Below are 21120 nucleotides of genomic sequence, written 5' to 3'. Positions count from 1 at the left end.
TGGATCGTGCAGTTCTTCAAGGTTACGTATGACTGGCATGTAGGCGTGGCGTTGGTCGCGGTCGACCTCGAGGCCGAGCAGTTCTTCCGCTATGTCGCGTCCACTGGTTTGTGGCACCTCGAGCAAGAGCTCTCGAACGGGTACCTGTTCGGTGATGGCGGTGCACAGTTCTCGGAGATCTCTCCGGCTGCTGCGGCGGCGATGATGCCTCAGCTGCCGAAGTATGATCTGCGTTCTCCTCGCAAGCGCCATGTCCTGCAGGGGTACGAGCTGCAGATGCAGCAATCCCCAGACCAGGTTCGTACCTCCGCTGAGGTGGGTTTGACGATGCAGCAGATCTCGTCGCGGCCGACGAAGGCTCCTGGCATGGCGAAACTGATCAGGGGTAGTGGGAAGTATCGAGTGATCGCCCTGTATGACGGTTCACGTGACGCGAAGAAGCGCCAGAGGGCAGCCGAAGCACTCTCGACGTCAGCTGCGGCCACGCTCTCGTCAGGAAAAGTCGAAGTCGAGACAAAGGTTGAGCAGAAGCTTCTACGGGGCGCTGTGAAGTACGCGGTGGTTGGTCGCCGGCAGCGAGGTCGTGCAGCCGAACGAACCGTTTCAGGCTAGCGGCCCTGGACCCATTCCATCAGTCGCTCCCACCAGTGTGCATTCCGTGTTTGTGTCGCGGGGGCTGCTTGTCGTTTGGAAGACTCCGTGGGGGCGGTGAGCTCGGATAGCTCGGATAGCTCGGTGTCGGTGTCGGCAGTGGCTGTGGTGGGGTCGAGCGCCGGCGTTGGGATCGGCCGTTTGTTCTCTACGCTGACCGGGCGAGTGTGTGGCGCAGGGATAGGGCGCGCTGTTGGCGGTCGACGCTTGCGTTCGTCTTCTGCTGCAGCCAGATCAGCCTTGAGTGCCCAAACTCGTTTGTCCTGCATGCTTTTTGATTTGTGAGAGTAGATCGTTGTGAGTGTTAGGGTGCGTTGGCCGGTCACGATTTCGTTGAGGATCCGCGCCAGTGATCCGCGGGTGTAGACCAGGCGTCGAGTCTTCTTGTCGAACCGGGCAATGGCGCCGGTTGCGTATAGGCGCGCGGTGCGCTCTTGGGAGGGATGCAGCCAGGGCTGTTGCAACTCTCGGAGGTCGTTCATGTTTCGAACCGCCACGTACAGACCGCCCTTTCCATAGACTTCGCGGTCGAATACTCGCTTGAGTGGCGTTTTCCGCTGTTCGGGTTGCGGAAAGGGAAACAGCCAGAGTGTGTGTGCTCCTCCTGTGGTTGCGCGTGCTGCAGTTCTGCCGGAGAAGTCGGTGTCCCAGCGCTGGTACTCCAGGGCAAGGTTGGGTCCTGGGAGGAATACGTCGGCATGCGTGGTCGAATCCTCGATTACTGCTTCGAGACCGATGCTTGTGGCAATCTTGTGTAGCCTGCCTTTGATCCAGAGGTGTTCCTGCCCTTCTGGGCCTCCGCCATTGGCAAGTGTCGCCGGATCCTGATCGATCTCGCCTCGTCCAACAGGTATGTTGACGAGGTTATGCGAGCACGACTCCCTGTGGGCAGCGAAGAAGCGTAGCCCGCTTCCACTCATCCTCTTGGCGATTAGCCTTGTTTCGCACGACGGCACAAGACACTGCACGTGCAGTGCTCGGTTGCGATATACCAACTCCCAGTCGGATTGGTTGTGAACACAGACTTCGAACGGTGAGCCCTCTGGTGGGTTCGTGACGATGCCGCGCACTTTCGCTTGTTTGAAGCGATGCTCTGAGTGTGAACTTCCTCGTTCCATGCTTGGAAGAGTATCGCTCTGTGCCGTTTGCAGCGCCTGCGGAGCGAGCTCAGTCCAGGTGCTCACGCAGCGCCGGCGCTGCGGCCAGCAGCTCCACTGCCTTGGTCATCTTGTATCGATCCTCCAGGATCGTCAGGAGGTCGGCCGCAGAGAGCTTCGGGCCGCGTCGTCCGCTGCGGTCGCAGATCGCCATCACCGCCCGACACGACTGCGTGAGATGTGCGCGCACGGTGTCGTAGACGAAGTCGCGGGCTGGGACTGCCCGGATCTGTGCGGGCAGCTTCGAAGCGGGAAAGTGCTTGAGGTTCTCGGTGACGATCACCTCGGCGCTGCACATGACCGCTGCGGCCAGGACATGCTCGTCATCAGGATCTGGCAGGCCATAGGTGCCGTCGAGCGGCTCCCAGTCCGTGACCAGAGCGTCATCGAAGACGGTAGACATCTGCCCGATGAGCCGCTTAGCGGTCCGTTCTGCCTCATCTGTGGCAGTTCCGCGCCTCACCAGCTTCTCGGCCTCGTGAAAGACGAGCTCGTCGAGGATCGCAGTGCTCCACTTCGGGGAATACGTATTCTCTGCGGCCAGCGACAGCAGGAAGTCGCGCTGCAAGCTGGGCCAGAGCACGCTGGTATCGAGGACGGCGGAGAACACCACGCCAGCCTATGTCAGCCGGCCTTCGATGCTCGGCGCTTGGCCCCCACCGCTTTGCGGGCGCGGCGTAGGTCGGCCAGGGTCTCGTCGATGTCGCTGGATTCGTCGACGTCTGCCGAGAGCATGGCTATGGCCGCGTACTGCGCCCGTCGCCGACTGTCTCGGTAGTCGATCACATCGGTCAGGGCAATTCGGCGGTGCGTACCCGAGCGCGTGTAGGGAAGCTGCCCATCGTCGAGGGCCTTGATGAGCGTGGGTCGGCTGATGCCCAGGAGATCAGCGGCCTGTTGAGTGGTCAGGGCCTTCGTAGTCGGCGAAACAGTTACGGACAGGCCCTTGCGCATAGCGTCCACGACGTGCCGCAGCACCTCATAGACCTCCTGCGGGAGCTCGACAGGGTCGTCTCCTGCTCCACCAACCAGGTAGTGCCGCGGCCGCGGGTTCAGAACGTCCTCAGCGGTGAGCATGTCGTAGACGCGGGAGAGCTGCTGCTCGTCGCCGGCGGAATGGGTCGACGGGGCGAGGATCTCGTTCACGGACATAACTGACTCCTTATTCGCAGCAATCGCAAAACGTTTGCGTTTACTGCGAATAGTCTAGCTGTGGTGCTCTGTGCTCACAAGCAGCAGAACCTGTGCGCGGGACTGGTCACAGGGCGATCGCGGCGATGACGGCGAGGATCAGGCCGGCTGCGAGGTAGGGACCGAGGCGTGTACTGGTGTCAGGCTTGCGCTGGATGCGACGTTTAAGCAGCAGTGGCAGCAGCAGGAGCGCTGGCGCGGCCATGGCGATCGCTGCGGGAATAAGGCCGAGTGTGGCGGCGGCCGCAGTGAGGATGATGGAGAGTTTCAGGTCTCCGCCACCGTAGCCGCCGGTGAACCAGAGGGCACCGTGGAGGATGGCGGAGACTGCTGCACCGGCCAGAGCGGCTGTGAGCAGGTTCCCGTCGAAGGGAGCGACGACGAGGACGTAGGCGGCGGTTCCTGCTGCCAAGGGCGCTGTGAGCGCGTTGGGGATCAGTCCTGTGCGGGCGTCAATGACAGCCGCGGCGATGGTGACGGGGACAATCAGCCAGGCAAGCAGGAGTGCTGGCTGCAGCTGCAGCGTGATCGCGGTGAGTGCGGCCGCGGCGCCGGCGGATGCGGCGGCGGCGGCGAACAGGAGTCGATGCGCGGCGGTGGCGTCCTCGTCGTTGGCTCGTCCTGGAGGGCGCTCCCGCCGACCAGAGTTCGTCAGCGAGGGTTCGGCGGTCGTCGTCATGCTGTCAGCTGTCGTTGTGTGAGCTCGTCGATGAGGTCGATGGTCTCCTGGTCGACGGGTTCGCCGGCTTCGTCGATGTTGTCGAGGTGGCTGTAGAACTGCTTGAGCATCTGTTGGGTGCCTTCGCGGTTGCCGGCCATGTGTTCGGCGCGGAGCGAGTCTCGCCAATGGATCTCGCGAGCGGGGTCGACGGTGCGTCCGATGCTGCCGGCATGGCGGGCGGTGGCGGTGTCTCCAGTTTCGAAGGCGCGTCGGGCGACTTCTGCGGCCACGTCGCTGATGCTCGCGAGCATTTCTTCTCGCATGAGTTCTGACCATCCCCATTTGCGGTTCGCGACACCACTGATGGGTTGTCCGGTGACGAGCTTGAGGGCTGATTTGAGCTGCCCCGTCGTGGCGGTTTCGAGGTCGCCGACTATGTCGAGCCAGTCCTGCCAGTCGGTGCGGACGCCGTGGGTTTCGTACCGGTTCTTGGGCAGGTAGAACGTGCCGTTGTCGTCGGTGCCGAGGAGGCGTCGGGTGCGTGAGATGAGTGAGTTGCGGCGTGGGGTGGCGCCGGATGCGTTGTGGGCTTCTCCGGGCCAGAGCGCTTCGTGAACGCCGGCGGCATCGAGGCCGGGCTTCAACGTCAGCAGTGCAGCGACTTCGACGTAGGGGCGGATGTTCGGGGTGGGCTTCTCGCCGCGCCAGTCGATCATCTCGACGGTGCCGAGCAGTTTGATGTAGGGGCCGTCGTGCTCGACGGCGGTGACGGTTTCCTCGACTGCATCACGGGTGTCATCATCGGCTGTCTCTGTGGTGCTCTGGTCTGTGGCGTTGCTGAGTGCTGCGCTGACGGAGGCGATCTCCACATCAGTGAGCGTGGGTTCTTCGTGTTCGCTCGTTTGCGCCCAGGCGGGGCCTGCGACGGGGTCGTGTGTGGACTGCTCGAGCAGTTCCATGATCGCTTCGTATTCGTCGTCGGAGACGATCTGGGGCTCGATCGGTAGCTCGAGCGGTGCGAGCATCGCGGATTGGGCGGATTCGATTTCCAGCGCCCACTCCCCTGCGACTTGGTCACGGGATACTGCGGCGATCCCTACGCGCGGGATGCGGCTGACCAGGTCGCTGAGGCGATCGCGTTGCTCGTGCTCGAGGTCCTGGCCCAGCAGGATGATCTCTGGTGGCCATTCTTCGGCGGTTGTTCCGGCTGTGCGGGCGTGGCCGAGGGAGGTGTATCCCTCTTCGTTGAAGACGCGTTCGGTCTCAGTGGCGAGGTTCTGCAGCTCGGTCAGCAGTACCTCGAGGTCGTCGACGTGTCGGATGCGGTTGGTGCCGAGTGCTGCTGGAAGGCCGGGTGCAAAGCCGACGAGTGTGACGCGCAGGTTCTCGCCCCAACGTGTGGTCGCGAGTTCGGCAGCGAGGGCTGTCATCGCACGGTTGGCGAGTTCTTCGTCACCGCGCAGGTGTAGAGCCCCGAGGTATTCGAGGTCGACCAGGATGTGTGCGCCTGAGCTGTCGCGGCCGAGAGAGACGAGGGCTGGGAATGGAGCGGATGGGGTGTGCTCGAGCTGGGGGACGTCGGTGATGGAGATCACCCATGCGGTGCGGTCATCGGCTGCGCACACGAATGGGGCGGGCAGTTCTGCTGCGTCGTGGAGATACAGGCTGATCTCGTCGTCGGCGAGACGGACAGCGTAGAGCTGCGGCAGGGGTGTGCTGGTGCGTTGCGCGTGTGCTGCTAGGTGGCGCAGCGCCTGGTCCAGGTGCAGCATCGTGAGGGGCTCTTCGACCGCACGCAGCTCGAGTTCGATGGTGCTCATCGTCTCGTCGGGCAGCGCGATGCGCTCTCCCTGACGTCGTCGACGTCGCTGGACCAAGCGGCGGCCGCCGAGTACGGAGAGGATGCCGCCGGCGAGTACGAGGCCGATGCCGCCGGTGGTGGTGGCGATCCCGGCCCAGTCGATGTCGCTGCCGGACTCATCCTCGGCAGTTGTTGAGTCGTCGGTGTCGGATGCTTCAGCGATGGGTGTGGGTGCAGGCGCCGTCGCTGTGGGGGCGATCTCGACACCTGACGCTGTCGTCTGCTCGTCGACGGCGTCAGCGGGGGCTGCCTGCTCGTGTGCGGGCTCCTGTGCCGCTTCCGACGGTTCCTGTTCCACGGCCTCGTGCTCTGGCGTCGGAGCTTCTGTAGGAGCTTCGCTGCTGCTGTTGTCTCCCGGCATGTAGACGATTTGGCCGGGATGGATGAGATCGGGGTCGGAGATCTCTCCCATCACCGGCTGGTCTTGGCCCTGTGTCGCATCGAACAGTTCCGTGAATCGCTGCCCGTCACCAAGCTCCGTCTCCGCGATCCCCCAGAGCGAGTCTCCTGCTTCGACGACGACCTCGGCGTGTTCAGGCTCCTGTGTCTGGGTCTCGTCGCTGAGGTTCTGCTGCTGTAGCGGTGCTGGTGCGGCCTTGTGCATCGTCTGGCTGATGCTGGCGGATGCTGCCTGCGGGTAGGTTTCCTGGGCTTCCGCTGCGGTGGCGCTACCTGCGATGCCGCCTGCTGCGCTGAACATGATCAGCACTGCTGCGATCAGAGGACGGATTGCGGCCTGCTGCGGGAGCAGAATTGTGATGCGAGGCGCTTCGATCGAACGCAGCTGCGCTGGTAGCTCGACGAGGAACGCGATCGCGAACGTGGCCCATGCGATCCAGCCGATGATGGGCAGTACATGCCCGATGAAGAACGACCCATCGAGATCTGGCATGGTCGCGGCCTGCATCAGTTGGTCGACCGATGGGATCGGGTTGCCGGCCAGCAGCGCAAGCAGGTACGGGACGCCGCCCAGGATTGCTGTCAGGACTGCAAGTGCGGAGATGCCTCGGAGGAATCGCATGGTTGTTCCTTACCTAATGCTCAGTGTGGGAGCGAGGTCGGTGATGATGTGGGTGTTCATGATCCCGGCACAGGGACGTTGACGGACTGAAGTTCGCCGACTTCGATGGTGCGTCCGTCGCCAGTGAGTGCGAAGCGGATCTGGCCGCTCTCTCCCCCACCGTTCCAGTCGACGACCCAGAACGACGTCGGTGTGATCGTGAACGTGCCGGTCTGCGTGTAGACGTATCCGCAGTTCGGCGAGACATCGTTGATGGTTGCGTTGGACGGGGGCTCGGTGCCGGCGCCACAGTTGACGGTGTCACCGTTGCCCATGTCCCATTCGATCAACGACGTTGTGGCTCGAGCGGTGACGGTCACGCCACCAAGCGTTGCGGTCTCCGTGTACGGGCCATAGGACAGCGCGGAGGGATCGTCGGCCCACATCCACATTTGGAAGCCCACGGAGGTCCACGCGTCAGCGACACCTGCCGGCGGCGCGATACCAGGGCTGGCTGGGCGTAGCTGGAATGTGGAGATCAGTTGCCGGGCGGCCTGCTCGGGGCTGTACCAAGAGATCCCCGGCGGCGGCTCGTCGGACCAGAACTGGTACGTGTCGCCATAGATTGGTGCCTCGTCGGCGGGAATGATCGTTGCGTCGCAGTCGTACCAAGCGCCGGACTGGCTTGCCCCGGCTGGGCGAGGGCGCTGCGGATCAGAGACACTGACATAGCACTGCTTCTCGGTGTTCCACCAGTCCTCAGAACCGTTCGTGCATGGGATCTTGTCTTCGACGCGATCACTCTCACAGGTCTTCGGTCCAACCGTGAACGGGATGTCGCCGGGGATGTTCCCGCTGTCACCAGGAGTGCCAGGGTCATTCACTTCGCACACCAGCTTGCCGTCGCCGTCGTAGGAGCACTCTCCGTATCCTGCGTGTGCGGTTTGTGCGATTGTTCCGAGGAGGAGCACTGCCGCAAATGTTGCTAGCGCGCGTGTGAACGTCTTGGTCAGCATGTCCCCTCCATTTCGTAGGACGAAAGAATCTTCCAGATACCAGTGTCTCCCTGATATGCAAGGTCGTAGAGGTACGGACGCTTGCCATCGTTGGGCCACTCCAAGGGATCCTGGTCGGGTCCCTGGAAGATGTACTCGCTTAGATCAACGCAGCCGGAGACAGTCGCGAGTCCGAACTCAGAGTTCCCTTTGCTAGAGGACACGGTGACCGCATCGTTTGGGGTGAACGTGATCTTGCCCTCGATGGTCACATCAAACTCGATGATGTTGTCGAGTTGTCCCTGCCACTCGATGAGCGCCTCGTCGCCGAGGTACTGTCTGAGCGCCTGAGAGTCCCTTGCTTGTTCGATCGGTACATGAGCTTCGTTGAATGCGACCGCAGCCTCTTTGGCGTCTTCGGCAGCTTGCTCTTCGCTTTCGGGGCTCTCGAACGTGGGAGGCGTGAGCGGGTCGCGTTCGGTCTCGCTGGGGGTCGCCGTGGCGCTTTCGCTTGGCGGTGTCGTCTCTGAGGGGCTCTGCGTGGGGTCTGTGTCTCCGCTGCAGGCGGCGAGGAGTGGCAGCGCGAGTGCGAGCGCGCTGGCTGTGATCCAGCGGGTGCTGGTGCGTGTGCGTCGGTTCATGATTGGGCTGCTCCTTATTCGCCGGTGATGAGCTCTGCAGCACTGGTGGCGCTGGCTGGGAGTTCGTTGATGCCGATGAGGCTGACGAACGTCGTGTCGATGGGGTTGTTGACGGTGACTGTGATGGTTCCGCCCGCGACGGTGACGGTGCCGTCGACGCCGGATTGTGTGAGGTAGCTTTCGGCTGCTGCTTGGGCTTGGCCGGGAGCGAAGCTGTAGTCGGTGGGGTCGGTGAGCTGGCCGCCGAGTGCGGAGGTTCCAGCGCGTGCTGCTCCTGCTGCTATTTGGGCTGCTTCACTTTTGGCTTGGGTTTGTGCTGCGGCGTCGAAGACGAGGCCAGCGGTGACGATCAGCGGCACGATGAGGAGGACGGCCCAGACGCTGGCTTCGCCGTTTTGATCGGTGCGAAGTTTGCGAAGAAAGTCGTAAACGCGGGGTGTTCGCATAGTGTTTCAGCGCTCCGAGTAGGGGTTGATGGGGCTGGTTCCTGTGGCGTTGAGGGTGTAGTTGCCGGGGAGTCCTGGGACTGAGATGTCGCTGAGGGAGACGACGCAGGTGATGTCGACTGTGACAGTGCCGACTTGTCCGAGCTGGTTTTCGACTGCGCTGGTATCGAGGTTGATGGTGAGCTGCTGGCAGTTGATTCCGTTGCTGGTGAGTGAGTCGCGCACTGCTTGTTCTGCTGCGTTGTCGGCGCTGGCTTGGTCTCCTTGCAGCGTTGCAGCGCGTGCTCCGTTGCCGGCGGCTGATTCGGTGCTGTTGCCGGCCATTTGGATGCGGCCGAGGCCGACGATGAGCAGTAGCACCATGAGGAATACCGGTGCGAGGATGACGATCTCGACGGTGGCGGATCCGTTGTCGTCGCGGCGGAGGCGGGTGAGGGTGCGCAGCATTAGTCGGCCCACCGTTCGCGGGGTCCGGTGACGACTGATGTGATGGTCCAGTCGATGCCGGGGACGATGGTGGGGACTTCCCCGGTGACGGTGACCGTCACCGTTGTGGGGCTTTGCGTGACGGTTGCTGCGCCGTTCTCGATTGCTGTGACATCGTCCAGTAGGTCATTGGCGGCGGTGAGGCCGTCATTGTGTTCTGCTCCATAGAGTCGCTGTTCCTGGTAGGCGGTATCGGCGACGGAGTGCGCTGTGGTGCGGGCGTTGAAGTACGTCGCGCCTTGCACGATGGCAAGGATCAGCAGCAGCAGCAGCGGGGTTATGAGCAGCGTTTCAATCGTTGCTGAGCCGCGTTCGTCCTTGGCGAGGCGGGAGGTTCCGCGTCGCCAAGGACGAGTGTTGCGCGTGCTCATATTGAGTCCTAGCCGGGCAGTTGGTCGAGCTGACCGTTAACGAATGCCGTGATGGCGGCGATAACTGCGACGGCGAGGATGACCATGCCGACGATGACGAAGACCTTCTCGACGACGTCGCCGCGATCGTCGTGGGCGAGGCTTGTCAGGCGGTTCTTGAGTTGCTTGTACTTGCGGCTGAGAGTAGACATTGGGTTTCCCTACTGTTCGATTCCTGAGTGTGGATTGCGTGATTGCGAGCGGACTTCGCCAACGACAACTCGTTGGGCGCTCTGCCGGAGGCTGCCTCCGAGGATTTCCAGATGCGTGGCTTCACCCTGCGTTCCGGCGGTGAACTCGGGATTGCTGTAGCCGGGCAACTGGCTCATGAGAGTGTTTCCTCGTTCATCACTGTTGGAAGTGGACATTGGGTTCCTTTCGCGGGAGTGCCTGCAATCGAGTATCCCTGCAGTTTCATGATTTTTCACTGTGTTGTGGAATTGTTTTCGGTCGGTGTGGTCGAGGTTGCATGTTCGCTTATAGATCAGGGGGTGGTGGGAAGCCAGCGTCTTTTCGGGTGTCGTCGCTGGCGGCTTCGGCGACGATGTGTTCTCGCAAGTACTCGCGCATGTACGGCAGCGTGATGGTGACCTTCCCGTGGCCAGCGGCTCTGATGGCGCCGGCGTCGAGAAGGCGTTGTCGGTACATGGATGCATATCCAGAGTCGACGTTGCCGAGGCGGCGTCTTACGTCTTCGATTCTGCTTGGGCCGTCGTCGCTGGCCATTGCGGCAAGAAAGCTCCGATCAGTTGGGGATAGTCCTGACAGTGACGGTTCGATGATGAAGCCACCGATTGTGCGTCGTGCCCTGCGGTATGCGAACTGAGCATCCTCGAGCGAGATATCTGGGCTGTCGGGATTCCTCCGCCAGGCGATGTCGCCGATCTGCTGCACGAGGAATGGGTAGCCCTGGGAGGCGCGCACCATGTAGTCGAGCACTGCTGGGCTGACCGTGCGTCCGTGCTGTGTGATTGGTTCTTGAAACGCTTGGGCAGTCTGGTCGGGTGTGAGCATGGGGATGTCTACGTGGGCGCAGCGTCTGAGGAACGTTGCCGATCGTGAGGTTAGGAGATCTCGGATCTCGCCTTGCACTCCGGCGCCGATGAAGGCGACCTCGAAGTCAGATCGCACCAGGTGTTGATACTCCGCAGCGAAGGTTTCGAGAGTGCGGAGTGCGCCGGCGTTCACCTCGTCGACGGAGAAGAGTATGCCGCCTGGAGTGCTGCGAGCACCTAAGAGGCTGCTGATCTCCTCGCACATTGATCGAAACGATGGGTCTTCGATTCGTCCGTCCGGGTATTCGACGGTGATGCTGCCAATGCCCGCCATTGAGATTGAGGTGACGCGGAATGGGTTGTCAGGGTCGAGTTCGCTCAGTATCCGAGGGAGGTGCACCCCCGTGATGCGTTCGAACAGCTCAGGTGTTGCAGTCTCGGAGACGACGACCCAGCCTCGTTCGCGTGCAAGATCCTCGGCATGGTTGAGCATCACGGTCTTTCCCACGCCGCGAAGTCCCGTGAGCAAGATCCCCCGCTCTTGCGGCCATTGGCCGAGCTCTAAACCGTCTTCCACGCTGGCGAGCGCCGTGTCGCGGCCAGCGAGGAAAGGAGGGTTCTTACCGAACCCGGGGCGGAATGGGCTGTCCAAGATGACCTCCAGGGGGTTTATACTCTTTATAGAGTACCACTCTTTTATAGTATTTATAGAGTTGTTTTGAAGTGGATTCCGGCCTTATGTCGTTATGTGCTGGAGAGCATGTTGAGTAGTAGCGGGGCGATGAGCATCCCTACAAATACGACTGCGGTGAGCGCTGTGGGGACTGAGAAGCTCTCTGAGCGCTTGTGTTCTGCTTCTTGGTACTCGGACAGCATCTGGAGGCGTAGAGCGCGGCCCCGCGCCATGAGGGGCTCGTAGACGCTGGTTCCACGTTCGCCTGCGGTGCGGACGATGTTGCCAACCTCCCCTAGTTCGTTCACGTCGATCTCTGTGGCGAACTCTTCGAGGGATTGCCAGGGTTGGACTCCCTCTAGGCGGGATGCGGCGAGGCGTTGCTGGATTCGTGTGAAGATCCAGGAGTTGCCGATTCGAGCTGCGTCTTCGAGTGCCAGGGCTGGGGGGATGCTGCGGCGGATCTCTGTGGCGACGAGCTCGAGATAGACCGCTGCAGCTCGTGTGAACTCTGCGCGGGCTTCTTTCGCTTTCGTTCGTGCGTCGAGGTCGGGCACGAACCAGCCGACGATGAACAGTGGCACGGCGGCTAGCGCTGGAAGCGTGAATGGCAGCATGCCGGCGAACTGGGTGATTGCGCCAAGTAGCACGGGCGCTAGGGCAAGACCGATCGCGCAGAGCGCCTTTTGGTAGTACAGCTGCGTAGTGGTGATGCCGATGATGGAGAGGTCGCGGGCTTGGACGATGCCGAGGTCAGGCAGCCGTCGAGTTCGGTGCATGGTCCACAGACCGACACGGCCCTTCCAGTCATCGGTTGCGGCTGCGGAGCTGATGGTGTCGCCTGAGCTGACGCGCTCGATTGCTGCCGAGAGCCTGGGGCGTGTGGGAACGAGTGCGATGACGATGAGGGCGACGCCTGCAGCGAGGAGGATCCCGGGCAGGAGTTGTGTGAAGGTGTGGAGAATCATGCTTCGCCTGTTCTGCGAATAAGGAATCGGGGCAGCGGCCTGGGCTTCGCGAGTTGGTACTGCCAGCCGAGGAGTGCTGCGAAGGCACCGAGGAACGCGGCGATGATGAGCTGGCCCACAGGTGTTCGGTAGGCGTCGAAGAATGTGCCGGAGATGGGGCTGGAGAGCGCGGCGAGCAGCACGAAACCGATGGTGACGAGCGCTACGATCCGGGTTGCTTGGCGGGGTTTGGCTCGGTCGGCTTCGATTTGTCGGCGCGCTTTGATCTCGTCGTGGATACTTTCTGCTGCGTCTCCGAGTGCGCGGGAGAGGCCTGCTCCTCGCTGTCGGGATGCGAGCTTGAGGTGCGCGACGATGACATCCGCGCTGGCGTCGTTGATGTCGTCTGCAAAGGCTTGGAGCGCATCGTCGGTAGGGATGCGTGACTGGATCCTGGCGATGAGCAGCTGCACGGGTTCGCGGATGCTCTCGGGTGCGCTTCGTGCGGAGTGGATGATGGCTTGCTCGAGGTTCGCGTCACCAGCAACGCTGCCGGCAAGGCTTCGTGTCCAGATCTCGAGTCCTTCGAGCTGGCCGATGACACGTTTGGCGCCCTGTCCGCCGAGCAGTACTGGGAGAAAGATTGCTGCAGCCGGCACGGCAAGTAGCAGGATGAGCCAGCCTGAGATGACGTACAGCGCGAGCCCGCCGATGAGGCCGAGGATGATGTTGCGCCGCTGTACTTTGTCAAGATTCTGTATCCAGGAGCGACCGGGGTTGTTCTTGGTGCGGGTTGCTCGTCCTGCTTCACGGCCGACGCCTTTGAGTCCGAGGTACAGGGAGATCAACCCGAGGCCGGCGAGCAGGATGGCGACGGCACCGATCAGGGGCATCATGCGACTTCACCACCGGGGTGGAGAAGCTGCCTGTCGAAACCGTGCTCCTCGAGTTTCCTAAGCAGCTCATCACTTGGCAGCGTCACGGGGACGAGTTGCTCTTGGGCAGGGTCGTAGCGGAATATCGGGGCAACTGTGGGTCGATTCTCAGCGGACTGCACTTGGGCGATCTCAGTGACCACTCGGCGCTGGCTACCGTCAGCTGCGCGGATGCGCCCGAGGTGCAGGATGAGGTCCACGTCCTGCATGATGCGCCGCTTTGCATAGGCCTCGTTCACGTCAGCGTTGTCGAGAAACAGCGTGACGAGACGCTCAATGGTGTCTGCTGCACTATTCGCGTGCACAGTGGAGAATGACCCCGCTCCAGCCTGCATTGCTTGGAACATGGCCCGGACTTCGCCACCGCGCAGCTCGCCGACGATTATCCGTTGGGTGTTGAGTCGAAGACTGTCAGCGAGGAGTTCGAGAAGAGTGACTTCGCCCCGTGTTCCGGTGATGGAATCGGGATCCTTGTATCCGGGCACGCCTTGCATGGCGACAACCATGTGGTGTCGCTCGGGCATGCGGTCGAGGTAGAGCTCGCGTTCGTTCTCGATGGTGGCGATAGGTTCTGTGGGATCGATGGCAGAGGCGAGTGCGCGAAGCATCGTGGTCTTTCCTGCGCCAGGCTCTCCAGCGGCCATGATCGAGCATTTTCCTGCGACAGCGGCTGTTAGAAGGGCAGCAGCTGGGTGGTTGATTGATTGCCTGGCGACCATGTCGTTGAGGCTCGTTTCGATAACGCGGTGCAGGCGAATCACCACGCTAATGCGAGGTACCACAGGGGGCAGCAAGCCGATGATTCTGGCGGCGCCAGCCAAGGAATCCCGCGGGGTTATATCGAGGTTGATGCGGGAGTTGATTTTGTCAAAGGGCCTAGCCTCATCCCCTCTGTTCGTTGCCAACATGCGGACCATGTCAGCCACCTCGTCATCGCTGTTAGCGATAGGAGATATCTGCTCCCAGCTGCCGTCGGTGTACTGCACGCGGACGTTATCGAACCCGTTGATGTGGATGTTCTCAATGAGGAGATTGTCGACGAGAGGTTGAAGGCGTCCTAGGCCAAACATTGTGCTGAGCACGGCCTCGACGTGCGCGGCGTGCTCGGCAGGACTCAGCAACGCGCGTTCGCCGGAGACGCGCGTTTCTCGGGAGACGTGTTGATCTAGCGCGTCGATCGCGGCTCGACGGGCGATGCTGTGGCGGGTGGTGTCCGCGAAGCTCTCGCCTCGGTCGTACCGGGCAGTCTGCTCCTCGGTAATCGCAGTGGAAACGATGCTCGTGTGATCCTTGACCAGCTCCCAGTTCACGTCGGCTGAGAGCGGTGCGGGTTGCACTGCCGCCGCGGCCGGAGGCATCGCGACGCTTTCGTATGTTGGTTGTTCTCGCTCCTGTTCGCGAACGGTTTTCCGGCTGGGAGCGCTGCCTGCATCTCGCAGCAGCTTGTCGATGTTTCTAGGGCGTGGTCCTGTTTGTGTCTCGTCTGTCGATGGTGCCTGCTGGCTAAAAATTGGCAGCGATTGCAGGTCGTCTTCGTGGTTGGTCACTGTGCACCGCCTTCGTCAGAGGTCACTGATAGCCGAGCGCGGCGGTTTGCGGCGGCGTCGATGATGCTGCGGGAGAGAGCTTCGGCTGCGCGCCCGAGCGATCGTGCTTTGCCTGTTTTTCCTAGTGAGTAGGTTGCCGCCCCAGATCTGTCGTCTGGCAGGCGCGTTAGTACGGGTGAGCCGATTTGGCGTGCAATGGCTCGGTCGCTTTCGTCGCCGTCGCCGACGGTCACGATCTTGATCGTGTCTAGGACCCCGAGCTGTTCTAGCTCTGTTCGAAGGGCACGAATGTACATGAAGGCTGAGTACACGCTTGGTAGTTGCGGCTGTACTAGGACGATGATCTGGTCGGCCGCAGCGAGTAGCGGCATGCGAGGGTCGTTGTGACGGAGGCGTCCGAGATCCATCAGGATGTCGGTTCCGGCTCTCTGGAGCTCGTAGAACGCGCCAGGGAGGTTCTTCCAAAGTGCGATGGCACTTTGCCCTGCGGCGAGGGAAGTGAATCCTGGGGTGACTTTCGGGTAGGACTCCTCGGTCAGTGGCAGGGACTGCTCCAGGAGTGTGGAGGCGTGGATATCCCCGGGGCGTTCGAGCAAGCCGGCGAGGCCTGAGGAATGTGGAAGCTGGCCACGGAAGTACCCGACCATGACGTCTGTTGTTTTCGAGGTGTCAGCTTCGATCAGCAGTGCTGGTTCTGGCCAGTGCAGCGCTGCGGCGAGTGCCGTTGTGGTGACGCCAGGTGCGCCGGTGGCGGATGCGAAGGCGACGACACTCATGCGGTCTCCCCTGCCCCCAGGAGCACGAGTGCTACATCGCCGCTGGCAGCCATGGAAGCGACAGTGCGCGCTTCGTCAGGTTCGATGGTGAGGTCGACGATCGTAAGGCCAGTGGTTTCGTCCGTTCGGATAGAGAAGACGGTGGCGTCGATGGAGATTGGTGTGCTCCCTGATTCGGCGCTGTTGCTGGCAGTCGATACGACGGAGACGGTGTCACCGGCGGCGATGTTCGTCGACGGCATTTGTGCTGCCGTCAGCGGTAGTCCAACGATCGCTGCTGCCTCGTCGGTGGCGAGTGTGCCGGTGTTCTTGTCGGTCAGAGGTGTGCCGCTGGTCAGATCGGTGAGTGCGGTGCGTCCAGCGACGGTGTTCGCGTCGGCAACCGCGATGTAGTTGCCCGCGTCAGCGTCGTTCACCTCGAGCGTGCCGAGGTGGTCGGTCGAGATCTCTGCCCCGCGAGGGACATCCTGTGTGATCGTCACAACAGCAGTGGTCGTCGACTGTGTATTGAGTACGTACCAGCCAGCCAGCGCGCCGACGACGATCAAAGCGATGGCAGCTGCGATCAGCATGGGGTTGATCTTTGCCGCTACAGGGCTGTGCTGTTGCCGCTTCGGCGCTCGGCCCTTGCCGCGAACACGCTTCTCGGGGGTCGTTGCAGCGCTGGTGGTGGTCATGTCGTTAACTCCTGGGGTCGAGGTGGGCGCGGAGTGCGACGAGCAGCAACTGGTTGCGGTCGCTGGCACCGCTGGTCTCTACGAGGTTGTTGAGTGCGTCGACGTTGCGCTGGTAGGTGCGCCACAGGCGACTTTCCGTTGGCTCGTCGTAGATGGCCCTGGGGCCTCGCTGCGCTGAATAGACGAACAGCCCGTCACTTGCTGCGCTGTCTGCCTGGATCTGCGCTCGCTTGTGGTTGTCTTCGACGATCAGATCGGCGAGGTGTGCGTGCTGGGCTGCTACGGCTTCCAGGACGATCGTGATGAAGGGCTTGCCGGTGTCTTCCCGGATGTCTTCGAGTCGCTCGAGAAGGCTCACGGGCAGCCGGAGATTCACGGGCGCTGTGGCTCCTGTGGACTGTGTCTTTTTGGGGCGCCCACGTCGACGACGAGGTGCGGGCTGCGTGGCGGGAGCGTCGGCGGTGTCGCTGGGTTCCCCTGCCGGAACAGGACCGGTAGTCGGTTCCGGAGCTGCGTTCTCAAATTGTTCTGCGCTCTGATCGGTTGCTGTCGGGGCGAGCAGTTCCGAAAGATCTGTCGGGTTGTACTGATCGGCCACTGAGCTGCGCTTGCGACGGCTGCTTTTCGCGTTCATGCTTGTGCCTCCTTCTGTGCCAGCTGCTCTTCGTTCGCTTGGATGACCGTGAGCACCTCGCGTGAGAGATGGTGGTAGTCGGCAGCGACTCCGGCGGCTGATGGAGGATTTGTGCCTAGTTCTCGGGCGATCTTTCCTTGCGACTTTCCGATGCGAGCGACGCTGTGTGCGTCGCGGACAATCGTGTCGAAGGCGACACCCTCCCCGAGCAACTCCGTGATGCCTTCTGCGATCTCGGCTTGTGCCCGGGTTGCCTGCTGTCGCATGCGAAAGCGGACAACGCCGAGAGGGCTGATGAGGGGGTTCCTGGACCGGACGGCTCGGATCTCTCCCGCCATTGTTTCGACGCCGTCGAGCGAGTCCTCGTCTGCCTCGACGGGGATGATGACGTAGCGAGCGGCTACGAGGGCGGAGGTTTGCAGCATGCCGGGCGAGGGTGGAGTGTCGAGCAGCACGATGTCGTAGCGGTGGGATATCTGGGCGAGCGATGTAGCCAGCTTCGTGGTCACGTCTCCCCCATCCATGGCTGCCCGCTGCAATTCGCGCTGCAGATCCTTGGATCGAATTCCCCCAGCTACGACATCGAGCCGTTCACGGACATTTTTGGCGGGGTGCAGTTCGTCTCCGCTGGTAACCGACCGCAGCAGACCCTCGCCAGCGTCGTCGATGTCGCTGTCGCGGTATCCCAGAATGTTGCGCAGGTTCCCCTGAGGGTCCAGGTCGACGGCGAGAACTTTGTAACCGCCGGCTGCGAGCTCAGCGGCGAGGTTGGCTGTGATGGAAGTCTTTCCGACTCCACCCTTGACGTTGGCGACGGCGATAACGCGTCTATTTCGTTCCAGAACCTCTGTCATCTCGTACTCCTCAGGTTGGGCAGGTGAACGTGCATCCTGAAAATATCAAAGCTATAAGGCATAAGCAAGGGAGCAAGACGCAACAGAAAAGTTAAAAGAATTGGACAAAAGGCAAAAGTAAGTAGATAAGAGAAATAGACAATGAAGAAGGCAGAAAGAAAAGCATAAGCATTACGCATAGAAAAGAAGAGTCAGCATGACTATAAAGCTTGACATATCAGCTATGTGCCGGCGCTAAGTCATAAAGCACGAGATACAAGAGCTGTCAAATAGAGCATACGCAGATAGCAGATAGCAGATAGCAGAAATACATCCGCTGTAGCTAATGGCAGAACAGCAGGTCCAAGCACGGCGAGATGGTCATCAGAGCTCGAAGCCTGCTGTGGCGAGCGCGATGGCGAGTGTCTTGCGGAGGCGGAGGGATCGCTTGCGCAGGGCTTCTCTGGTGGTGCCGAGTTGCTCGACGAGTTCCGCGCGCTCTGATTTGTCGCCAAGCTCGTAGTTGGCCAAGATGCGCACTTCATCGGGAGTCAGCGTGTGGGAGTCGAGTGCCCAGGACAGTACTTTGACGATCGAGTGGAATGGCGAGGGGTCGTCATGGGGGTCGTCGGTTGTGGCGGTAGCTGCGTTGACCATTGATTCGAGCTCGGACTCTTCGTAGCCGGAGGTGGTGTCAACGGAGCTTGTTTTGCCATTGATGATGCTTAGGGCTTTCAGCCCGAGTACGGCTGCCACTGAAGTGCGTGATGCGTCGACTCGGTAGGTGGCGATGGATGTGTACATGGCGGAGATCGCGATGTCGACGGCATCCGTGTAGGACTCTGCGCGTAGACCGCTTGCTCTGCGGGCGTTGGCGATGGCCTTTGGAAGCATGGCTTGGAGCAGGACCCTTGTTGCAAAGGCCTGCCCGTCCTGTGCGAGTTGTAGAAGCTCGAGGAATAGGGCGTCTCTCTCCCGTCCTCTCGTGGCATCAATCTTCGCCAGCACTTGTGCACCAGTGAGTGGGCCGCCCCGGAGTCGGAGTGGTCGGGCTGCACAGGTGTTGGCCCATTCGTCATTTAGTGCGTTTGTGGTCGGGTGGTTGATTCTTTGCATTGAGTGCTCCTCAGTCGTGAAATCACGATCCTCAGGAGCTCTTGCACGAACTCTTGCAATAGCGAATCGGAGCCGAAGTAAGTTCTTTGCAACTCGATGACGCAAGGGAAAATGGCCGGTCAGAGGGCAATCTGGGCATCAACGTGGGGTGAGCAAAACTTTTCCGAAGAGATTTGTCCCATTTCGGCCTTTGGTGGCGTACTGAGCCTTGTAGATCGGTTTGTTGCGAGAAGGGGAGAACGATGGGCTCGACGGAAGAAGCTGCTGAAGAGTTTGACTATGCCGGTGGTGCCGCGGTGCTGGCGGTCCGAGAGGGTCCCTTGGTGGACCTGTTGCCGGCGTTTGCCGAGAACCCATTTGATCGGCATGTGCAGGATCTGCTGCAGTCATTGCTGAAGTCGCAGCAGTTGCGTAGAGCTACCGCGTTCGTTGAGCGGTATCGCCCCGTCACGGCCTCAAATATCGAGGTTCCCTGATGGGGTTCCTTTCTCGCCGATCTCGTTCGGGCCGTTCAGGGTCCGAACCTCAAGCAGGTGTGGCCGCCGATGAACGTGCTCACTCAGGTGGCGGCCACACCACCTCTCTGGAGTCATATCCCAAGGGCACGGCTCTGCGTTCCGTTGCGGTGCATGCTGCATTGTGGGGCGTCGTTGGGCTGGCGGCCCTTGGAGGTGTTGGCTTCATCGCTCAACTTGCGACGGGCTCGGATGAGGTTGTTGTTGCGGCTTCGCCGACGTCGGGTGTGGACCCGATGGAGCAGCGCGTGAGTGCCTACGCGCTGTCGTACACGACAGCCTGGCTTTCGGCGTCGAAGGACGACGCTGGCAGGCTGAGCTCCTTTGTGTCGCTGCAGTCGACGAACGGTCTGAGCGCAGAACCGTGGGCGTATCGAGATCCTGTGGTGGATCACGTTGAGCTCGTCGAGGATGGCCTCTACTCAGCGGAGGTTCTGGCGTGGGTCGAAGAATCAATCCCGGCCGAAGAAGGCTCTGAGGAGGAGGCCGAGAGTGGCTGGGTGTTGCGGGGCTTCCGTAGCGCGATCCAGGAGGTCGACGGTGTTCTGACAGCTGTGGGGTTCCCGGCGCCTGCGGAGCTTGTGACTGATCAGGTATCCATTGAGCTCGACTATCCGGAACAGTTGCGCTTGGATTCCACTGCCGGCGTTGCGGTACACGACTTTCTGATGGCGTACGTCACTGGCACCGGTGACATCAGCCGGTTCATCGCACCAGATACACAGATTGTTGCGATCTCACCTTCGCCATACGACAGCATCAGCATCCGGTTGATCTATGCCTCTGCGGTAGCTGCGGATGCGCCGGGCGAGGCTGAATCCGTTGAGGTCTTCGTCGACGTCGTATTCACGGCCTCGGATGGGCGGTCAGTCCCTGCCACGTACTTGCTGACGTTGTCGTCACGCGCCGAGCGGTGGGAGATCTCCGCAATCCACACGGCGCCGTTGATTAGTGACGGCAGCGAGACTCACGAGCTTCCGACACAATCTTCCCCCAGTTCGCCAGCACCTGTTGACGAACCTTCCGATACGCCCACCCCTAGTCCCTGAAAGGAATCATCATGGGATTTTTCGATTGGATCATCCAGCTCACCGACCAGGCGCAGGCGGCGCTGAATGCAGTAGTCATTTTCGCTGCGTGCATTATGGTGCTGTTCGTTTGGCTGAAGTCAAAGGCGATCGCGGCGACACTGATTGCTGCGATCGTCGCCGGGGTTGTGATCTGGCTCGTCTCATTCGGAGGCATCCAGTTCATCGCCGACCTTGCGAACAACACGCTGTAAGCGGCGGCGAAACTCACTATGTCCGACCGTGCCTCCGCCGACGATGTCGAGCTGATTCGCTATTACACGGCGGCTCGGCGCATTCCGCTGACCTTCGGGCGCCTCTCTGACGGGATGAAGATCCCTGGGGGGCCGTACTCGGGGATGCAGGTTGCGGCAGGTGCAATTGCCTTGGTCGTCACTCCAGTGCTCATTGCGGTCACGCTGGGGGATGTTCCCGCGGTCCTCAAGCTTGTGTTGACGATCTTGGGAGGCTGGGGCGCGGCCTACGTCACGGGGTATTTGCCGTCGACGTTCCGCAATCCACTTATGGTTGCCTCCGACGCGTTGCGGGCGGTGACTCAGTCCGGTGCGGGTAGCTATAAGGGTCGCCGGTGGGTGGCTCCGCGTCGACAGCAGGTGCCTGCAACATGGCAGGGGAGCGCTGCTTCGGTGATCGAGCGCAGGCAGGTGGAGCAGCCCCCGGTTGAGGTTCAAAGGCCTGTTGCCACCGGTGTCGATGTGCAGGTCGTGATTCCTCCAGAAGGTGAACGCCCACGGCCACTTCTGCAGGCGCAGGAGGACGAGCAGGGTGTTCCTGTGCTGACTGGGCTGGAGCGTCTACGCTCGCTCGCCAACGAGAAGAAAGGCTCACCCGAATGAGACTTCCCGCAGTGTTCTATGCCGATCACTTGCAGTGGACCCGAACGGG

26 protein-coding genes are annotated in these 21120 nt (G+C 61.4%); 5 read left to right on the top strand and 21 right to left on the bottom strand.

Going from position 1 to position 21120, the window contains the following annotated elements; translation table 11 throughout:
* Positions 1-6: 6 nt before the first annotated feature.
* A complete protein-coding gene (locus CZ674_RS04880) occupies positions 7-612 on the top strand; it encodes a hypothetical protein (protein ID WP_086991414.1) in 606 nt (201 codons plus the stop codon).
* Here CZ674_RS04880 and CZ674_RS13980 read toward each other — a convergent pair.
* The 21 genes from CZ674_RS13980 to CZ674_RS04790 form a co-directional block, all read right to left on the bottom strand.
* On the bottom strand, positions 609-1769 hold the full coding sequence (locus CZ674_RS13980; RefSeq protein WP_143244644.1) for a hypothetical protein: 1161 nt from the start codon (positions 1767-1769) through the stop codon (positions 609-611). The genes CZ674_RS04880 and CZ674_RS13980 overlap by 4 nt on opposite strands.
* Positions 1770-1818: 49 nt before the next feature.
* On the bottom strand, positions 1819-2418 hold the full coding sequence (locus tag CZ674_RS04875) for a PIN domain-containing protein (protein ID WP_086991431.1): 600 nt from the start codon (positions 2416-2418) through the stop codon (positions 1819-1821).
* 14 nt (positions 2419-2432) lie between these two features.
* Complete coding sequence (locus CZ674_RS04870) at positions 2433-2960, bottom strand: helix-turn-helix domain-containing protein (protein ID WP_086991413.1); 528 nt, start codon at positions 2958-2960, stop codon at positions 2433-2435.
* A 106-nt stretch (positions 2961-3066) separates the two neighbouring features.
* Positions 3067-3678, bottom strand: coding sequence for an A24 family peptidase (locus CZ674_RS04865; protein ID WP_159456904.1), 612 nt, complete (start codon positions 3676-3678; stop codon positions 3067-3069).
* Positions 3675-6542: a LysM peptidoglycan-binding domain-containing protein gene (locus CZ674_RS14140; protein ID WP_159456903.1), complete on the bottom strand. Its 2868-nt coding sequence runs from the start codon at positions 6540-6542 to the stop codon at positions 3675-3677. Before CZ674_RS14140 ends, CZ674_RS04865 begins: the two co-directional genes overlap by 4 nt.
* A gap of 56 nt (positions 6543-6598) precedes the next feature.
* Positions 6599-7537 (bottom strand): hypothetical protein, encoded by a 939-nt coding sequence (locus CZ674_RS14365; protein WP_234988430.1) that lies wholly within the window; start codon positions 7535-7537, stop codon positions 6599-6601.
* Positions 7531-8157 carry a hypothetical protein gene (locus tag CZ674_RS04855; protein ID WP_086991411.1) on the bottom strand — a complete coding sequence of 209 codons (627 nt, stop codon included), beginning with the start codon at positions 8155-8157 and terminating at the stop codon, positions 7531-7533. The genes CZ674_RS14365 and CZ674_RS04855 overlap by 7 nt, the downstream gene beginning before the upstream one ends.
* 14 nt (positions 8158-8171) lie before the next feature.
* Entirely contained in the window at positions 8172-8603 is a 432-nt protein-coding gene (locus CZ674_RS04850) for a pilus assembly protein TadG-related protein (RefSeq protein WP_086991410.1), read from the bottom strand.
* Positions 8604-8609: 6 nt separating this feature from the next.
* The gene (locus tag CZ674_RS04845; protein WP_086991409.1) at positions 8610-9050 is read right to left on the bottom strand and encodes a TadE/TadG family type IV pilus assembly protein; all 441 of its coding nucleotides are present in this window, start codon (positions 9048-9050) and stop codon (positions 8610-8612) included.
* Positions 9050-9460: a TadE/TadG family type IV pilus assembly protein gene (locus CZ674_RS04840; protein WP_086991408.1), complete on the bottom strand. Its 411-nt coding sequence runs from the start codon at positions 9458-9460 to the stop codon at positions 9050-9052. The genes CZ674_RS04845 and CZ674_RS04840 overlap by 1 nt, the downstream gene beginning before the upstream one ends.
* Positions 9461-9468: 8 nt before the next feature.
* A complete protein-coding gene (locus tag CZ674_RS04835) occupies positions 9469-9651 on the bottom strand; it encodes a hypothetical protein (protein ID WP_086991407.1) in 183 nt (60 codons plus the stop codon).
* 9 nt (positions 9652-9660) lie between these two features.
* Entirely contained in the window at positions 9661-9867 is a 207-nt protein-coding gene (locus CZ674_RS13975; protein ID WP_143244643.1) for a hypothetical protein, read from the bottom strand.
* A gap of 109 nt (positions 9868-9976) precedes the next feature.
* A complete protein-coding gene (locus CZ674_RS04830) occupies positions 9977-11146 on the bottom strand; it encodes an AAA family ATPase (RefSeq protein ID WP_086991406.1) in 1170 nt (389 codons plus the stop codon).
* A gap of 92 nt (positions 11147-11238) precedes the next feature.
* The gene (locus CZ674_RS04825) at positions 11239-12135 is read right to left on the bottom strand and encodes a hypothetical protein (protein ID WP_086991405.1); all 897 of its coding nucleotides are present in this window, start codon (positions 12133-12135) and stop codon (positions 11239-11241) included.
* The gene (locus CZ674_RS04820) at positions 12132-13010 is read right to left on the bottom strand and encodes a type II secretion system F family protein (protein ID WP_086991404.1); all 879 of its coding nucleotides are present in this window, start codon (positions 13008-13010) and stop codon (positions 12132-12134) included. Before CZ674_RS04820 ends, CZ674_RS04825 begins: the two co-directional genes overlap by 4 nt.
* Complete coding sequence (locus CZ674_RS04815; RefSeq protein ID WP_143244641.1) at positions 13007-14596, bottom strand: CpaF family protein; 1590 nt, start codon at positions 14594-14596, stop codon at positions 13007-13009. The genes CZ674_RS04820 and CZ674_RS04815 overlap by 4 nt, the downstream gene beginning before the upstream one ends.
* Complete coding sequence (locus CZ674_RS04810; RefSeq protein ID WP_086991402.1) at positions 14593-15372, bottom strand: P-loop NTPase family protein; 780 nt, start codon at positions 15370-15372, stop codon at positions 14593-14595. The genes CZ674_RS04815 and CZ674_RS04810 overlap by 4 nt, the downstream gene beginning before the upstream one ends.
* Positions 15369-16049 (bottom strand): SAF domain-containing protein, encoded by a 681-nt coding sequence (locus tag CZ674_RS04805; RefSeq protein ID WP_086991401.1) that lies wholly within the window; start codon positions 16047-16049, stop codon positions 15369-15371. The genes CZ674_RS04810 and CZ674_RS04805 overlap by 4 nt, the downstream gene beginning before the upstream one ends.
* Positions 16050-16053: 4 nt before the next feature.
* Positions 16054-16425 carry a hypothetical protein gene (locus CZ674_RS04800; RefSeq protein ID WP_086991400.1) on the bottom strand — a complete coding sequence of 124 codons (372 nt, stop codon included), beginning with the start codon at positions 16423-16425 and terminating at the stop codon, positions 16054-16056.
* A gap of 254 nt (positions 16426-16679) precedes the next feature.
* Positions 16680-17537: a ParA family protein gene (locus CZ674_RS04795; protein WP_086991399.1), complete on the bottom strand. Its 858-nt coding sequence runs from the start codon at positions 17535-17537 to the stop codon at positions 16680-16682.
* A gap of 363 nt (positions 17538-17900) precedes the next feature.
* Complete coding sequence (locus CZ674_RS04790; RefSeq protein ID WP_143244640.1) at positions 17901-18524, bottom strand: hypothetical protein; 624 nt, start codon at positions 18522-18524, stop codon at positions 17901-17903.
* A 350-nt stretch (positions 18525-18874) separates the two neighbouring features.
* On the opposite strand from CZ674_RS04790, the gene CZ674_RS04785 reads away from it, so the two are divergent.
* The 4 genes from CZ674_RS04785 to CZ674_RS04770 are packed head-to-tail and all read left to right on the top strand — an operon-like array spanning position 18875 to position 21071.
* Positions 18875-19108 carry a hypothetical protein gene (locus CZ674_RS04785; RefSeq protein WP_086991397.1) on the top strand — a complete coding sequence of 78 codons (234 nt, stop codon included), beginning with the start codon at positions 18875-18877 and terminating at the stop codon, positions 19106-19108.
* A gap of 59 nt (positions 19109-19167) precedes the next feature.
* Positions 19168-20196, top strand: a complete 1029-nt coding sequence (locus tag CZ674_RS04780) for a conjugal transfer protein (RefSeq protein WP_159456902.1) — start codon at positions 19168-19170, stop codon at positions 20194-20196.
* A gap of 11 nt (positions 20197-20207) precedes the next feature.
* A complete protein-coding gene (locus tag CZ674_RS04775) occupies positions 20208-20429 on the top strand; it encodes a hypothetical protein (protein WP_086991395.1) in 222 nt (73 codons plus the stop codon).
* 18 nt (positions 20430-20447) lie between these two features.
* A complete protein-coding gene (locus tag CZ674_RS04770) occupies positions 20448-21071 on the top strand; it encodes a hypothetical protein (protein WP_086991394.1) in 624 nt (207 codons plus the stop codon).
* Positions 21072-21120: the final 49 nt, after the last annotated feature.

The organism is Agrococcus casei LMG 22410 (genome assembly GCF_900163565.1).
Classification (GTDB): domain Bacteria; phylum Actinomycetota; class Actinomycetes; order Actinomycetales; family Microbacteriaceae; genus Agrococcus; species Agrococcus casei.
Note: the sequence above shows the minus strand (reverse complement) of the source record. Positions and strands in the feature narration are given on the sequence as shown.

What these genes read in the sequence shown, in the direction of transcription:
- CZ674_RS13980 (WP_143244644.1), bottom strand. Translation starts at nt 1,769, where the DNA reads ATGGAACGAGGAAGTTCACACTCAGAGCATCGCTTCAAACAAGCGAAA.
- CZ674_RS04870 (WP_086991413.1), bottom strand. Translation starts at nt 2,960, where the DNA reads ATGTCCGTGAACGAGATCCTCGCCCCGTCGACCCATTCCGCCGGCGAC.
- CZ674_RS04865 (WP_159456904.1), bottom strand. Translation starts at nt 3,678, where the DNA reads ATGACGACGACCGCCGAACCCTCGCTGACGAACTCTGGTCGGCGGGAG.
- CZ674_RS14140 (WP_159456903.1), bottom strand. Translation starts at nt 6,542, where the DNA reads ATGCGATTCCTCCGAGGCATCTCCGCACTTGCAGTCCTGACAGCAATC.
- CZ674_RS14365 (WP_234988430.1), bottom strand. Translation starts at nt 7,537, where the DNA reads ATGCTGACCAAGACGTTCACACGCGCGCTAGCAACATTTGCGGCAGTG.
- CZ674_RS04855 (WP_086991411.1), bottom strand. Translation starts at nt 8,157, where the DNA reads ATGAACCGACGCACACGCACCAGCACCCGCTGGATCACAGCCAGCGCG.
- CZ674_RS04850 (WP_086991410.1), bottom strand. Translation starts at nt 8,603, where the DNA reads ATGCGAACACCCCGCGTTTACGACTTTCTTCGCAAACTTCGCACCGAT.
- CZ674_RS04845 (WP_086991409.1), bottom strand. Translation starts at nt 9,050, where the DNA reads ATGCTGCGCACCCTCACCCGCCTCCGCCGCGACGACAACGGATCCGCC.
- CZ674_RS04840 (WP_086991408.1), bottom strand. Translation starts at nt 9,460, where the DNA reads ATGAGCACGCGCAACACTCGTCCTTGGCGACGCGGAACCTCCCGCCTC.
- CZ674_RS04835 (WP_086991407.1), bottom strand. Translation starts at nt 9,651, where the DNA reads ATGTCTACTCTCAGCCGCAAGTACAAGCAACTCAAGAACCGCCTGACA.
- CZ674_RS13975 (WP_143244643.1), bottom strand. Translation starts at nt 9,867, where the DNA reads ATGTCCACTTCCAACAGTGATGAACGAGGAAACACTCTCATGAGCCAG.
- CZ674_RS04825 (WP_086991405.1), bottom strand. Translation starts at nt 12,135, where the DNA reads ATGATTCTCCACACCTTCACACAACTCCTGCCCGGGATCCTCCTCGCT.
- CZ674_RS04820 (WP_086991404.1), bottom strand. Translation starts at nt 13,010, where the DNA reads ATGATGCCCCTGATCGGTGCCGTCGCCATCCTGCTCGCCGGCCTCGGG.
- CZ674_RS04810 (WP_086991402.1), bottom strand. Translation starts at nt 15,372, where the DNA reads ATGAGTGTCGTCGCCTTCGCATCCGCCACCGGCGCACCTGGCGTCACC.
- CZ674_RS04805 (WP_086991401.1), bottom strand. Translation starts at nt 16,049, where the DNA reads ATGACCACCACCAGCGCTGCAACGACCCCCGAGAAGCGTGTTCGCGGC.
- CZ674_RS04795 (WP_086991399.1), bottom strand. Translation starts at nt 17,537, where the DNA reads ATGACAGAGGTTCTGGAACGAAATAGACGCGTTATCGCCGTCGCCAAC.
- CZ674_RS04785 (WP_086991397.1), top strand. Translation starts at nt 18,875, where the DNA reads ATGGGCTCGACGGAAGAAGCTGCTGAAGAGTTTGACTATGCCGGTGGT.
- CZ674_RS04775 (WP_086991395.1), top strand. Translation starts at nt 20,208, where the DNA reads ATGGGATTTTTCGATTGGATCATCCAGCTCACCGACCAGGCGCAGGCG.
- CZ674_RS04770 (WP_086991394.1), top strand. Translation starts at nt 20,448, where the DNA reads ATGTCCGACCGTGCCTCCGCCGACGATGTCGAGCTGATTCGCTATTAC.